The organism is Acinetobacter sp. CS-2 (genome assembly GCF_016599715.1).
Taxonomy (GTDB): domain Bacteria; phylum Pseudomonadota; class Gammaproteobacteria; order Pseudomonadales; family Moraxellaceae; genus Acinetobacter.
Map to the genome: position 1 here is coordinate 530,965 of NZ_CP067019.1, position 13,878 is coordinate 544,842.

At 43.3% G+C, this 13,878-nt stretch carries 10 protein-coding genes; 4 read left to right on the forward strand and 6 right to left on the reverse strand.

Features of this window, described 5'->3' with window-relative positions:
• Positions 1–7: 7 nt before the first annotated feature.
• Positions 8–1,990, reverse strand: coding sequence for a MacB family efflux pump subunit (locus JFY49_RS02475; RefSeq protein ID WP_200223596.1), 1,983 nt, complete (start codon positions 1,988–1,990; stop codon positions 8–10).
• 2 nt (positions 1,991–1,992) lie between these two features.
• Positions 1,993–3,336 carry a MacA family efflux pump subunit gene (locus JFY49_RS02480; protein WP_200223597.1) on the reverse strand — a complete coding sequence of 448 codons (1,344 nt, stop codon included), beginning with the start codon at positions 3,334–3,336 and terminating at the stop codon, positions 1,993–1,995.
• Between the two features lie 581 nt (positions 3,337–3,917).
• On the opposite strand from JFY49_RS02480, the gene JFY49_RS02485 reads away from it, so the two are divergent.
• Entirely contained in the window at positions 3,918–4,367 is a 450-nt protein-coding gene (locus JFY49_RS02485; protein ID WP_086195350.1) for a bacteriohemerythrin, read from the forward strand.
• Here the strand turns inward: JFY49_RS02485 and holA are convergent.
• From holA to JFY49_RS02505, 4 genes are all read right to left on the reverse strand, one after another.
• Positions 4,364–5,362, reverse strand: coding sequence for a DNA polymerase III subunit delta (holA, locus tag JFY49_RS02490; RefSeq protein WP_200223598.1), 999 nt, complete (start codon positions 5,360–5,362; stop codon positions 4,364–4,366). The genes JFY49_RS02485 and holA overlap by 4 nt on opposite strands.
• Before the next feature lie 17 nt (positions 5,363–5,379).
• The gene (gene lptE / locus JFY49_RS02495) at positions 5,380–5,916 is read right to left on the reverse strand and encodes an LPS assembly lipoprotein LptE (protein ID WP_166169215.1); all 537 of its coding nucleotides are present in this window, start codon (positions 5,914–5,916) and stop codon (positions 5,380–5,382) included.
• A gap of 182 nt (positions 5,917–6,098) precedes the next feature.
• Positions 6,099–8,720, reverse strand: coding sequence for a leucine--tRNA ligase (gene leuS / locus JFY49_RS02500; RefSeq protein WP_200223601.1), 2,622 nt, complete (start codon positions 8,718–8,720; stop codon positions 6,099–6,101).
• Positions 8,721–9,355: 635 nt separating this feature from the next.
• Positions 9,356–9,679, reverse strand: a complete 324-nt coding sequence (locus tag JFY49_RS02505; RefSeq protein ID WP_200223602.1) for a DUF4124 domain-containing protein — start codon at positions 9,677–9,679, stop codon at positions 9,356–9,358.
• Positions 9,680–10,461: 782 nt separating this feature from the next.
• On the opposite strand from JFY49_RS02505, the gene JFY49_RS02510 reads away from it, so the two are divergent.
• The 3 genes from JFY49_RS02510 to ilvC all read left to right on the forward strand — a co-directional run bounded on the left by JFY49_RS02510 (position 10,462) and on the right by ilvC (position 13,803).
• Positions 10,462–12,189 carry an acetolactate synthase 3 large subunit gene (locus JFY49_RS02510; protein ID WP_086195355.1) on the forward strand — a complete coding sequence of 576 codons (1,728 nt, stop codon included), beginning with the start codon at positions 10,462–10,464 and terminating at the stop codon, positions 12,187–12,189.
• Positions 12,186–12,677: an acetolactate synthase small subunit gene (gene ilvN, locus JFY49_RS02515; protein WP_086195356.1), complete on the forward strand. Its 492-nt coding sequence runs from the start codon at positions 12,186–12,188 to the stop codon at positions 12,675–12,677. Before JFY49_RS02510 ends, ilvN begins: the two co-directional genes overlap by 4 nt.
• 109 nt (positions 12,678–12,786) lie before the next feature.
• Positions 12,787–13,803 carry a ketol-acid reductoisomerase gene (gene ilvC / locus JFY49_RS02520; protein WP_086195357.1) on the forward strand — a complete coding sequence of 339 codons (1,017 nt, stop codon included), beginning with the start codon at positions 12,787–12,789 and terminating at the stop codon, positions 13,801–13,803.
• The last annotated feature ends 75 nt before the right edge of the window (positions 13,804–13,878 follow it).

The window sequence follows — 13,878 nt, forward strand, 5'->3', positions numbered from 1 at the left end:
GGTATCCTTATTCGCGAGAAAGTGCATCGACAGGATTGAGCTGTGCTGCATTACGGGCAGGGATAAAGCCGAAGATAATCCCGATCATGCTTGAGCAGACAAAGGCCGCTACAATAGAGGTGGTGGAATAGGCCATCTGGAAGGTACCGCCAGCAAAATGGCTAAACAGCTGTCCAATCCCTAAAGATAAAAGCACCCCCAATATTCCGCCTAAAATACAGACCAGTACCGCCTCAATCAGGAACTGCTGCAAGATGTCACTTTGCCGTGCACCGACGGCCATACGCACGCCAATTTCCTGAGTACGTTCAGTTACAGAGACCAGCATGATGTTCATAACCCCAATACCGCCGACAATCAAGGAAATTACTGCAATTGCAGACACCAACAAGGTCATGGTTTGCGTGGTTTGCTGAATAGTTTCACGGATACTGTCTGCATTCTGGGTAAACACATCCTGTGCGCCGTGACGTTGTACCAATAAATTTAAAATGGCATTTTCAGCTGCCGCACTTGGGTATTCGTCTTTGACCCTGATAATGATGCTACGTACATTTGCCTGTCCTAACATACGGCTCATCACTGTGGAATAGGGTAGGTAAACATTCAGGCTGTCTGAATTACCCATCATCGATTTTTGTGCTTCAACTACGCCAATGATACGACTGGGAACACTGCCCAACAGAATGACCTGACCGACAGGGTCGGTACCATCACTAAAAAACGTCTTTTTGGTATTGTCATCAATCACCACGTCCTGAGCACGTTCAGTCACGCCTTCTTTGTCAAAAGGCTGTCCTGAGGCAAAGTTCATACCTTTTACATAAAAGAAGTCTTCACTGACACCATTCACTGTGGCAGAAGCTTCGGTATCTTTAAAACGGGCAGTGACGCTGCTATTGACTGAAGGACTGACCCCATCGACATAGGGCTGTTCGGCCAAGGCATCAGCATCGGCAGGAACCAGGGTTTTTGCCTGGGAAGTTTTGGAGTTATCCCCAAATCCACGACCCTGATAGACGGTAATGGTGTTGGTACCGAGGCTACTGATATTGTCCAGAATCTTTTTTTGTGAACCATTGCCCAGCGCGACCACGGATACCACCGAGGCAATCCCGATAATGATCCCGAGCATGGTCAGGAAGGTCCGCATACGGTGGGCGTTCATGGCCAGTAAGGCCATGTGGAAAGCTTCGCCTAGCCGGTCGGCAGCAGAGCGCCAAGAAGATGTTTTTTTCTGTGCAGTTTGTTCTAAGATCTGTTTTTCCAAAACTTCATCTGAGGCAACTTTAGGCACATTCAGTTTATCTGAAATAATGTTACCGTCACTAATTTCAATAATACGCGAGGCATTTTTGGCAACGTTATGATCGTGGGTAACAAGGATGATGGTATGACCTTTGGCATTCAGCTCGCGCAAAATACGCATCACCTCAATACCACTGTTTTTATCCAGTGCACCGGTCGGTTCATCGGCCAGAATCACGTCACCGCCGTTCATCAAGGCACGTGCGATGGAAACACGCTGCTGCTGGCCACCGGAAAGTTGACTGGGGCGGTTTTGGGTCTTTTCAGCCAATCCCAGGTCCGAAAGCAGCTGGGTTGAACGTTGCTGACGGGCAGAGGCATCGACACCTGCATAAATGGCCGGAACTTCTACGTTAGCTGCCGCGCTTAAATCGCCCAACAGGTGATAACGCTGGAAAATAAAACCGAAATATTCCCGGCGCAATTGTGCCAGTTCATCTGCTTCCAATTGACGTGTTTCACGCCCTTTGACCTGATAGCTACCTGAGGTGGGTTGATCCAGACATCCCAAAATATTCATCAGGGTGGATTTACCCGAACCGGACTGTCCGACAATGGCGACCAGTTCTCCCGGGTAAATCTCAAGATTAATGCCCTTTAAAATCTGAATGGTGCTTTCCCCGGCAGGGAATTCACGAGTCAGGTCTGTGACCTTGAGCAAAGGCTGTTGATCTTGACTCATCATTACATTCTCACTGGACCGGCACCACCACCTACACGGTTACTGCGTTTGGCAGCATCATTTGAGGTATCGGAAGCATCTGCAATTACGACTTTGTCACCTTGTTTCAAGCCTTTAATCACTTGAGCAGTGACACGGTTGTTCAGGCCGACCAAGACAGGTTGCGGTTTTGCAGTACCGTCAGCCTGCACTACACGGACCATCGAAATGGAGGCCTTGCCTTGTTCAATCAGTGATTTTTCTTTCGCAGACAGTTGCAAGCGTTTAGGGCGGTCAGTTTTAATTTGATCATGATCAGTCTGATTTTGTTGTTTTACCTGGTCTGCATTACGATCAGCACGTTTACCTTGCGGGCGATTTGAACTTTGCAAGGCTGCTGCTGGTACAGTCAATACATTTTTTGCTTCAGCCAGGACTATATACACTTGCGCAGTCATATCAATACGTAGTTTGCCATCTTCATTGGGTACATCAAACAGGGCGTTGTAATACACAGCCGTGTTTGAAGACGAAGTGGATGAGTTATTGCTTTCTGTATTGATAGAGTTCGGTGCCGGTTCTACCTGGCGTAGTTTGGCATAATGTTTTTTATCGCTATTGCCCAAGGTGGTGAAATATACGGTTTGACCTTCTTCAACTTTCATCACATCAGCTTCAGAAATTTCAGCTTTAATCGTCATGTTGTCGAGCTTGGCCAGTTTGACAATGGTCGGTGCGCTTTGATTGGCGTTAACGGTCTGACCTTCTTCAGTCACAATTGCCACGATGGTGCCATCCATAGGCGCAACAATCCGGGTATAGCCCAAATCTTCTTTGGCTGTTGCCAGGGTTAAGCGTGACTGTTCAATCTGTGCATTAATGGCCAAAATTTCCGCTTGGGCAGTTTTATAGCTGGCCAATGCAGCCTCAAGTTCTGCACGAGAAGTTGCATCTTGCGCATACATGGCTTGCTGGCGTTGATATTCAGCTTGGACTTTAGCCAAGTTTGCCTGTTTGACTGCCAGTTGAGCCTGCTGGTTTTTAATGCTTGCTTCAGCCGTTTTCAGGTCATTTTCCTGACGAATCGAATCAATTTGCGCAATCAGCTGACCCTGTTTCACCTGGTCACCCAATTGCACATACATTTTTTTCACCTGACCTGAAACCTGCGCCCCGACGCTGACCATTTTGGTGGCTTCAAGTACACCGGTTGCAAGTACAGAGTCTTCAATATCGCCACGAGTGACTTCACTGCTAATGTATTGCGGCGCTTGTTCTTTTGGTTTTAAAAAGAACCAGGCGGTGACCGCAATAACAAGAATACTGACTATGGCGACAACTATTTTAGACGGTTTTATTTTTGGCATAGTGAGCTGATAAATGAGGAAAATTGCAGCAATTATAAAAGCTAAATAAGGATAAAACGTGAACTTTTTAAAAACAAATGAGAATTATTTTCTTTTTGAAGTTCTCTTGAAAATTTACTAAACAGAGAGTTGATTCCTTTTTAACAAAACTTTTAGCATGAATGAATAGAGCAGAGAAATTTTATTAAATTTCGATTCCATCAATTTTCTAAAAGATGGTTTTCAGCCTGATGCTTGAGTTTTTCAAAACGCTACTGAGAAAGTGGAATGTCGTTCACTGAATCCGTGGTATCAAGATGCATTGGATTTTAGTCGAATGATAATGGATTTATTTAATGATTTTTATTTAAATAGCTTTTTCGTGCTGGAGATGTTGATTTCTTTTTTACCTTCCTCCCTCCTGAGTTTCCAACTGGTAGACATAATTTAAAAAATCTTTGTTTTATCTCTAGATTTAAATAAAAAAAGTTTGTAGTATTAAATCCATAAAATAATTATGGGTTTAATAATAAGAGCATTAATCCCCATAATTATGCGAAAAAGATCATAACTTTAATATTAAAATTTGTAAGAGGTAAGTGATGGAATGGAATCAAACCTATAATATTGGGATTGATGTGATTGATAATCAGCATCGTCAGATCTTGGATTATATTAATGCTTTGGAGCAGGTGAAAAACACGGGGCAGCGCGACAAAATTAAAGAGGTTTTGGAGGATTTAATTGACTACACCCAGTCGCATTTTAGCTTTGAAGAAAATTTGCTGGAACAAGTCAGTTATCAATACTTACCATCACATCGTGGTATCCATGACTTATTTGTAAAACGTCTGAATGATTACCGCCTGAAATTTGAAAAAGGTGAATCGATTGAAAAAGACTTGTATCGTCTGCTGTCCAAGTGGCTGATCAACCATATTCAGCATGATGATCAGGACTATGTCGATGCAGTGCGAGACAATATGTTGAGCTATCTACGTAAACAAGAAGAGAAAAAAGGCAAAAGCTGGTTTTCACGTTTCTTTAGTTAGGCACTTGGCGATAAAAATAAGGTTTGACCACACATACTGCTAATTGCTTGCAGAACCAGATGTTCGGGGGGTTCTTTGCCTAAACCTTTTATTGAAGCATCAATGCGTAACAACAGGGATGGCCAAGTCAGGAAACAGTTCGGATTGAGCCGTCTTAGAGCTTGTTGATATTGGCTAACTTTATTTTTCCAGATGCCCAACTGTAAGGCATTGTGTGGCTGTTCAAAAAGTTGCATCAGTAAACGCATTTCTTTGCTGATGCTCCACAAGATCAGGCTCATCGGTTCACCCGAGGCAATTAAATACTGGAAAATTTTAATTGCCTGAGCCAGATTGCCTGCAAGCAGGGCATCATTTAAATCATAAGTGGTGTAGCGCGACTGATCTTGTAGACATGAATACAAATGCTCAATCTGGATGATCTCCACATCGGCAAAAGTATCGCTGACGCGCATGAGGCTGTTTTTTGCAGCCAGCAGATTGTGCTCGTGGTGCTGTTCCAGCCAGGCCCAGGCATCAGGGGCCAGTTTAATGCCCAGCTTTTCGGCCTCAATACTTAAAATCCGTTGCCGGTCTTGCGGATAATTGGCCGCAAGTGCCACTGTCACGCCATTGGCATCCACCACCTGAAAAAAACTGGATTTTAGGCTGCTGCTGTCCTGTTTCGGCATTACCACCAATAGCAGGTTTTGTTCATTATGCTGGATATAGCTTTTCAGCTGCTTGATGCCATTGGCATCGGGCTTGATATTGCCATGTACTTCAACAGCCAGTTGTGTGGAAAACAAGGACAGGCTGTTTAAAGCATTAAAGACATTTTTCCAGTCACTGACATTGCCAATATCATAACGCTGACGTTCAATTTCCTGTTTTTGCCAACTCTGCCGGAAAGCATCAAGTAAATTTTGTTCGAGCAGAGGTTCCTGACCATACATAATCCAGGCACCGCGAGCTTCATCAACACGTTTGAGTGCTTGGGGATAGTCAAGTTTCATAGCGTTATTTTCTATATTTAAGGTTGGGTCGTAGAAACCGCTGGTTTGGTCACGACTTTGGGTAAACGATTGGATGAAATCTGACGCACAATTTGCTGTGCCACATCATCAACAATCACCTGATTGAGGTACTTCTGTTCCTGATCATCCGTGTTTACCGTAGCCACATCATATTGATAGCTGCGTGAAGCTATGATGGCACGCGGTTCAGTAACCGGATTACCTTGTGCATCTTCAATACGGAAAGTCACGGTTAAGCGCAATAGGGTTTCCACCAGTTTGCCATTCAATTCATGACGCTGTGGGGTGTAATCCAGTACACGCAACACATAAGCATCGGGACTATTGCTCAGCTGAATACCTGTTGCACCCAAATAAATTGCAAGTTTTTCATGCAATTGTCCTGCATTATCCGGCAATGCCAATTTCATTTTAGAATAAGCCACAGGAGCAGTTGTCGGGTTGGTCCCTTTTAAATGAAAGCCACAGCCCACTAAGCCTGCACTTAGACCACAAGTTAAAACAATTGCTGCTAAACGTTTGCCCAAATGCATCTGTTGTCCTCTGTATTGTTCTTCAAAGCAAAAAAGGAAGATCGAAAAATATGTAGTGATTGTATGTGCAAAGCCCGTTGATTGACAACGGGCTTTGTTTGGGAATTGTGAAATCTCCCCTAACCCCTCTTTGATAAAGAGGGGAAAGCCTCCCTTTTTCAAAGGGAGGTTTGGAGGGATTCTTAAACCACCAAGTTCACTAACTTATTCGGCACCACAATTTCTTTCTTGGTTGGACCGGTCAAGAATTGTTGTACTTCAGGCAATGCTTTGGCTTGTGCCAAGATGTCATCTTTAGATGCATCCACAGATACTTCGAGCTTGCCACGAAGTTTACCGTTGATTTGAACCACGATCGTTTGCGTATTACGTGTTAATGCAGCTGTATCCACTTCTGGGAAGGTCGCTTCAGTTAATTCAATACCAAACTGAGCCAATAAAGTCTGGCTTAAGTGTGGCGCAAATGGAGCCAATAAAGTCAGAAGTGTGGTGATGGATTCACGAGCAACAGCAACATCGTTGTCATCTTTCGCTTCGAACTTGTTGTTCGCATTTAACAATTCCATCATCGCTGCAATGGCAGTGTTGAAGGCATGACGACGTTCAATGTCATCACCCACTTTCTGGATAGTTTCATGCGTTTTACGGCGTAAGTCTTGCGCAGCCGTTGAAAGTGCCGCTTTGTCGATTGTTGTAGCCGCATTGCCTTGTTCAAGGAAACCTGTTGCCAAACGCCACACGCGTTTCAGGAAGCGGTTTGCACCTTCTACACCTGCATCCGACCATTCAAGTGATTGATCTGGTGGAGCAGCGAACATCATGAATACACGTGCAGTATCTGCGCCGTATTGGTCAATAATCGCTTGCGGGTCGATACCGTTGTTTTTCGATTTCGACATTTTTTCCTGACCGCCAACCACGACTTCTTGACCATCACCAGTGTATTTTGCAGACAGCACACGACCTTTTTCGTCTTTTTCCAGCTCGATATCCGCAGGGTTAAACCAGGTTTTCTTGCCTGATTCTGCTTCACGGTAGTAAGTATCAGCCAGTACCATACCTTGTGTTAACAAGTTGGTGAACGGTTCGTTGCCTTGTACCACGCCTTCATCACGCATCAATTTGTGGAAGAAGCGCGCATAAAGTAAATGCAGAATCGCGTGTTCAACACCACCGATGTATTGATTCACAGGCAGCCAAGTTTGACCCGCTTCTGGTTTGACCATGCCATCTGTAAAGTCAGGAGATGCATAACGTGCATAGTACCAAGATGATTCTACGAATGTATCCAAGGTATCTGTTTCACGACGCGCGTCGCCACCACAGCATGGACATTTGGTTTCGTAGAATTCAGGCATCTTGTTGAGTGGGTTACCTGAACCATCTGGAACGACGTCAGTTGGAAGAACCACAGGAAGTTGCTCTTCTGGCACTGGCACTTGACCACAGGTATCACAGTTGATCATCGGAATTGGACAGCCCCAATAACGCTGACGAGACACACCCCAGTCACGTAGACGGAATTGAACTTTAACGTTGGCAAGACCTTGTGGCTCAAGTTTTGCAAGGAAGGCATCAAATGCACCCTGGAAATCTAAACCGTCAAATTCGCCTGAATTAACCAGTTTACCTTCTTTAGAGCCGTACCATTCTTGCCATTGAGTTGCATCAAAGTCAGCATCATCTGCGCCTTTGGCATCAATCACTTGCTTGATGATCAAGCCGTACTTATTGGCAAATTCGAAGTCACGTTCATCGTGTGATGGAACTGCCATCACCGCCCCTGAGCCGTAAGACATCAGAACGTAGTTGGCAATCCAAACTGGAACTTCTTCACCCGTCACCGGGTGTTTTACAGAAAGACCGGTTGCCATGCCTTTCTTCTCGGCAGTCGCTAGATCTGCTTCTGCCACAGAACCCATACGGCATTCTTCGATGAATGCTTGTAATTCAGGGTTAGTTTCAGCTGCTTTCAGCGCCATAGGGTGTTCTGCTGCAACAGCAACATAAGTCACGCCCATTAAAGTGTCGGCACGAGTGGTAAATACAGTTAAACCATCTGCATAGACGTCTGGGCTCGCTGAAGGGAAGGTGATTTCCATCCCTTGTGAGCGACCGATCCAGTTACGTTGCATGGTTAAAACTTGTTGTGGCCAACCGTCTTTTAAAGTTTCTAAATCGTCAAGTAATTCTTGTGCATAGTCTGTGATGCGGAAGTAGTACATTGGAATATCGCGTTTTTCAACCAATGCACCTGAACGCCAGCCGCGGCCATTTTCAACTTGTTCGTTTGCTAAAACAGTCTGGTCGACTGGATCCCAGTTTACGGTTGAAAGCTTACGGTAGATCAGACCTTTCTTATAAAGCTGAACGAATAACCATTGTTCCCAGCGGTAGTATTCTGGTGTACATGTTGCAAATTCGCGATCCCAGTCAATCGACAGACCGAGTTTTTTCAACTGATTACGCATGTAATCGATGTTTTCAAAGGTCCATTTTGCAGGTGCAACCTGATGGGCAATCGCTGCGTTTTCAGCAGGTAGACCGAATGCATCCCAACCCATAGGTTGCAGCACGGTTTCACCTTTTAGACGGTGGAAACGGCTGATTACGTCACCAATCGTATAGTTACGCACATGACCCATATGCAGTTTGCCACTTGGGTAAGGGAACATCGAGAGGATATAACGACGTGGACCTTCTACAGTGTCGGCAACTTTAAAGGCTTTGCGAGATTCCCAATCCTGCTGGACTTGAGGCTCAATCGCACTGGCTTGGTATTCAGAGTCAATGTGAGTAGTCATATACGTAATACAAGAGAACGGTTAAAAAATTTAGCCCACAGCATAGCGCAAAATGCGATGCAATGTCAGTTTTCAGATCAGGATTTTATCTTCCTGGTCACCAGAAATGGAACTTTTAAACATATCCTTTAATGATCTAATGTTTTTGAATTTGTGAGTTTCTCTTTGTTTTTTAAATAAGCTGCTTCTATTGATGTGTGAATTTCTTGTTATGTGATCGTACCAAACATGCTTGCATAAGGATCTTGCTTATATGTTGTCTGGACAATGCTACTACTTTTTCAGCTTTTTCAGCTTTTTCAGTTTTGTGTTGAAAGGTTGATATAAGTCTGGTCTCTATGCACGTTTCGGCGGAGATGCTTTGCCAGCATGCGTTGAATCCTTGGTATCCAATCCTTTATAAAAATCTTCAGCATGCCTGGATGGGGAAAAATAATATGAGGGATAATATTATTTGCAGCATCAACAAGCAGAAGTACTCATCTATTCATTACAGCGAATAATGCTTAAGCATTTGTGACCCCTTTTTTCTAGGGTGAATATAGGGTTTTGTTATCGCTATTTTCATCTTTATAGTTTTTTAGATTATCTAGAGTGATTACCGGTTCGTAATCACTCCTGGGCACAATATAATATTATTGGACTTTAGGTGTTGCAGGAATGCTGCCTTCTGGAATTACAGGAATTGTAGGATTAACTGGCTTATTTTCTTGAACAGTATTCTTGGCCTCTTTCGAAGCATTATTTTCTTGAGTCGCAGGACTAGCAGAATGTGCCATGCCATAAGTCTCCACTTTCCCTTTCTTCTTTGCCGATTTTGGTGGTGGGGTGGTGGTGTAGTGCGTAGACCCTTTGGCATCCACCCATTTGTAATATTCTTTAGCAAAACTTGTGGTTGAGCTGAGACTGAAGCTCAGGCATGCAGCCATGAATGCAATTTTGATGAAAGATGATGCCATAATAATCAAGTCCTTATTGTCATAATCAGTTGGATAGAGTGTGGGATAAATAGAACTCCTGATTGCTTCAGTATTTTATATGATCTTGATCGTTTTGCAGAGAAAAAAGATAAACTGCCCCAAAATGCAGATAAATGAATGATTAGGCAATCGTACTATTTGATCCTCATTTAATTAGAAAGATACTCCTGATTCGCTACGGTGTTGTGAATCTGAATACAAAAATATATCCAGATACAAAATCAAAGTGTAAGAAATACATTTGAATTAATAAAAACATTTTTTAATAAAATAAATATTCATTCCATTTTATTATAATTTTTATATTTATTTTTTATGAAAATATTTTTTAATTATTTGAAAAATATAAAAAAGTTGATTTTTTTTGATTGTGGTGTGTACCGCTAAATACAAAACTGATGAATAAAAAATGAATAATTTAAAATTAAGCTATAAAAAGCTAATTTTTAAACTTGACTTTAATACTCGAAACCACAAAAATGCTGCTTTAGTTTTATATGCCTTAGATCGATCACCCTTCGAATAAGCGCCTTTTAGCAATGGACTTCTTCTCTAGCCGAGAAGCTGAACAAAGCCAACAAAATATGTTTATCCCAACATGTTTTAGACCTCATATTGCTCAAACAGCGACCAGGTCAGATTTTTTTCTTATTGCTATGAAAACTATGAAATTTGTGTGCTATAACAGAGCACACAGTGAATGAATGAATCACCACAAATGCCCTCCATTTGTGCGTGAAAAAAGATTAGGGTGAATCACGTTGGAACTTTTATCTGGTGGTGAAATGCTTGTTCGCGCATTGGCGGACGAAGGCGTTGAACATGTTTTTGGATATCCAGGCGGCGCAGTACTGCATATTTACGATGCGCTCTTTCAACAAGACAAAATTAATCATTACCTTGTACGTCATGAACAGGCTGCCGGTCATATGGCCGATGCTTATTCGCGTGTAACAGGTAAAACTGGTGTGGTGCTTGTCACGTCAGGTCCAGGCGCAACCAATACCGTAACGCCAATTGCAACGGCTTATATGGACTCAATCCCAATGGTGATTTTGTCTGGTCAGGTTGCAAGCCATCTTATCGGTGAGGATGCGTTCCAGGAAACCGATATGGTCGGTATTTCTCGTCCAATCGTAAAACACAGTTTCCAAGTGCGTCATGCCAGCGAAATTCCTGCGATTATTAAAAAAGCATTCTATATTGCTTCTTCAGGCCGTCCGGGTCCTGTGGTTGTCGATATTCCTAAAGATGCCACTAATCCTGCAGAAAAATTTGCCTACGAATATCCTGAAAAAGTGAAGATGCGTTCGTATCAGCCACCACATCGTGGTCATTCAGGCCAGATCCGTAAAGCAATTGACGAATTGATCAGTGCTAAACGTCCAGTGATTTACACTGGCGGTGGTGTGGTACAGGGTAATGCCTCAGCATTATTGACTGAATTGGCTCATTTATTGGGCTATCCGGTAACCAATACTTTGATGGGCTTGGGTGCATTCCCGGGCAATGACCCTCAATTTATCGGTATGTTGGGTATGCATGGTACTTATGAAGCTAACATGACCATGCACAATGCAGACTTGATCCTGTGTGTAGGTGCACGTTTTGATGACCGCGTGACCAATAATCCGGCAAAATTCTGTCCAAATGCCAAAGTGATTCATATTGATATTGATCCGGCAACCATTTCTAAAACCATCATGGCGCACATTCCAATTGTGGGTGCGGTAGAGCCGGTACTTCAAGAGATGCTGGTACAGTTGAAACAAATGAATGTTTCAAAACCGAACCCTGAAGATATTGCAGCATGGTGGAAGCAAATTGATGAGTGGCGTGCAGCACACGGCTTAAAAGTTGTAGCCCCAACTGATGGCACGATGAAGCCACAACAAGTCGTTGCCGCTTTAGATAAAATCACCAATAGCCAGGCCATTATTACTTCTGACGTGGGTCAGCATCAGATGTTTGGTGCGTTGTATTATAAATACACGCGTCCACGTCAATGGATTAACTCAGGTGGTTTGGGAACCATGGGGGTAGGCCTGCCTTATGCCATGGCTGCGAAATTGGCATTTCCGGACCAGCAAGTGGTATGTATTACCGGTGAAGCATCGATTCAGATGTGTATCCAGGAATTATCAACATGTAAGCAATATGGCCTAAATGTGAAAATTCTTTGCCTCAACAACCGTGCCTTGGGTATGGTGAAACAGTGGCAGGATATGAACTACGAAGGTCGCCATTCAAGCTCTTATGTTGAATCATTGCCTGACTTTGCCAAGTTGATGGAAGCTTATGGTCACGTGGGCATCCAGATTAATCATGCTGATGAACTTGAATCCAAGCTTGAAGAAGCCATGGCCATCAACGATAAATGCGTATTTATTAACGTTATGGTTGACCGTAGCGAGCATGTATATCCAATGCTGGTTGCGGGTCAGTCGATGCAAGATATGTGGTTAGGAAAAGGGGAGCGCACTCAATGAGACATATCATCTCTGTTCTCGTAGAAAACGAAGCGGGTGCACTTTCACGTCTGGTGGGATTGTTCTCTCAACGTGGTTATAACATTGAGACTTTGAACGTTGCACCAACCGAAGACCCAACCATGTCACGTTTGACGCTGACCACGTATGGTGATGATCATAAAATTGAACAAATCACCAAACAGCTGAATAAACTGGTTGAAGTGGTTAAAGTGGTTGATTTGTCTGAGGGTGCGCATATCGAGCGCGAACTGATGCTGATTAAAGTGAAATCACTTGGATCGGCACGTGCAGAAATCAAGCGTACTGCTGACATTTTCCGCGCACAAATTGTGGATGTGACCCCGACGACTTATACCATTCAAATTGCCGGTACAACTGAAAAGCTTGACGGTTTCATTGATGCACTTGCAGAAAATACCATTCTTGAAGTGGTGCGTTCAGGTGTATCGGGCATCGCACGTGGCGAAAAAGTTTTAACAGTCTAATTTTTTAACACATTCTACTCATCGTGGAGATGAGGATCCAGGTCAATGAATACCAATAACATCATTGACCTAGATAAAAGAAAACATAAGCATTTAAGCGGAGACAGCAATGCAAATTTTTTACGATAAAGACGCAGACTTATCGATCATCCAATCTAAGAAAGTAGCGATCATTGGTTATGGTTCACAAGGTCACGCGCATGCGCTTAACCTTAAAGACTCTGGCGTTGACGTAACTGTGGGTTTACGTGCTGGTTCGACTTCTTGGAAAAAAGCTGAAAATGCTGGTCTTAAAGTTTCAGAAGTTCCTGCTGCTGTTGCTCAAGCTGACTTAGTCATGATTTTGACTCCAGATGAGTTCCAATCTCAACTTTACCGTGACGTGATCGAGCCAAACATCAAACAAGGCGCGACTCTAGCATTTGCTCACGGTTTCTCTGTTCTTTACAATCAAGTTGTGCCACGTGCTGACTTAGACGTAATCATGATTGCGCCTAAAGCACCAGGTCACACTGTACGTTCTGAATTCCAACGTGGTTCAGGTGTTCCTGATTTAATCGCGATTCACCAAGATGCTTCTGGTAACGCGCGTAATGTAGCACTTTCTTACGCTTCAGGCGTAGGTGGCGGCCGTACTGGTATTATCGAAACTTCATTCCGTGAAGAAACTGAAACTGACTTATTCGGTGAGCAAGCGGTTCTTTGTGGTGGTGCTGTTGAACTGGTTAAAATGGGCTTCGAAACTTTGGTTGAAGCGGGTTATGCGCCTGAAATGGCTTACTTTGAATGTCTACACGAACTTAAATTGATCGTTGACTTGATGTTTGAAGGCGGTATCGCGGACATGAACTATTCAGTATCGAACAATGCTGAATATGGCGAATACGTAACTGGTGTTGAAGTGATCAACGAACAGTCTCGTGAAGCAATGCGTAATGCGCTTAAACGTATCCAATCTGGTGAATATGCGAAAATGTTCATCCAGGAAGGTGCGTTGAACTACCCATCTATGACTGCTCGCCGTCGTCAAAATGCTGCTCATGGTATCGAAGTAACAGGTAATAAGTTACGTGCAATGATGCCTTGGATTCAAGCGAACAAAATCGTTGACAAAGAGAAGAACTAATTTTTTAGTTTAATCTTTAAAAAACCCTTGTTGATACAAGGGTTTTTTATTGTCTAAAGTATTTTTAGTTTTTTG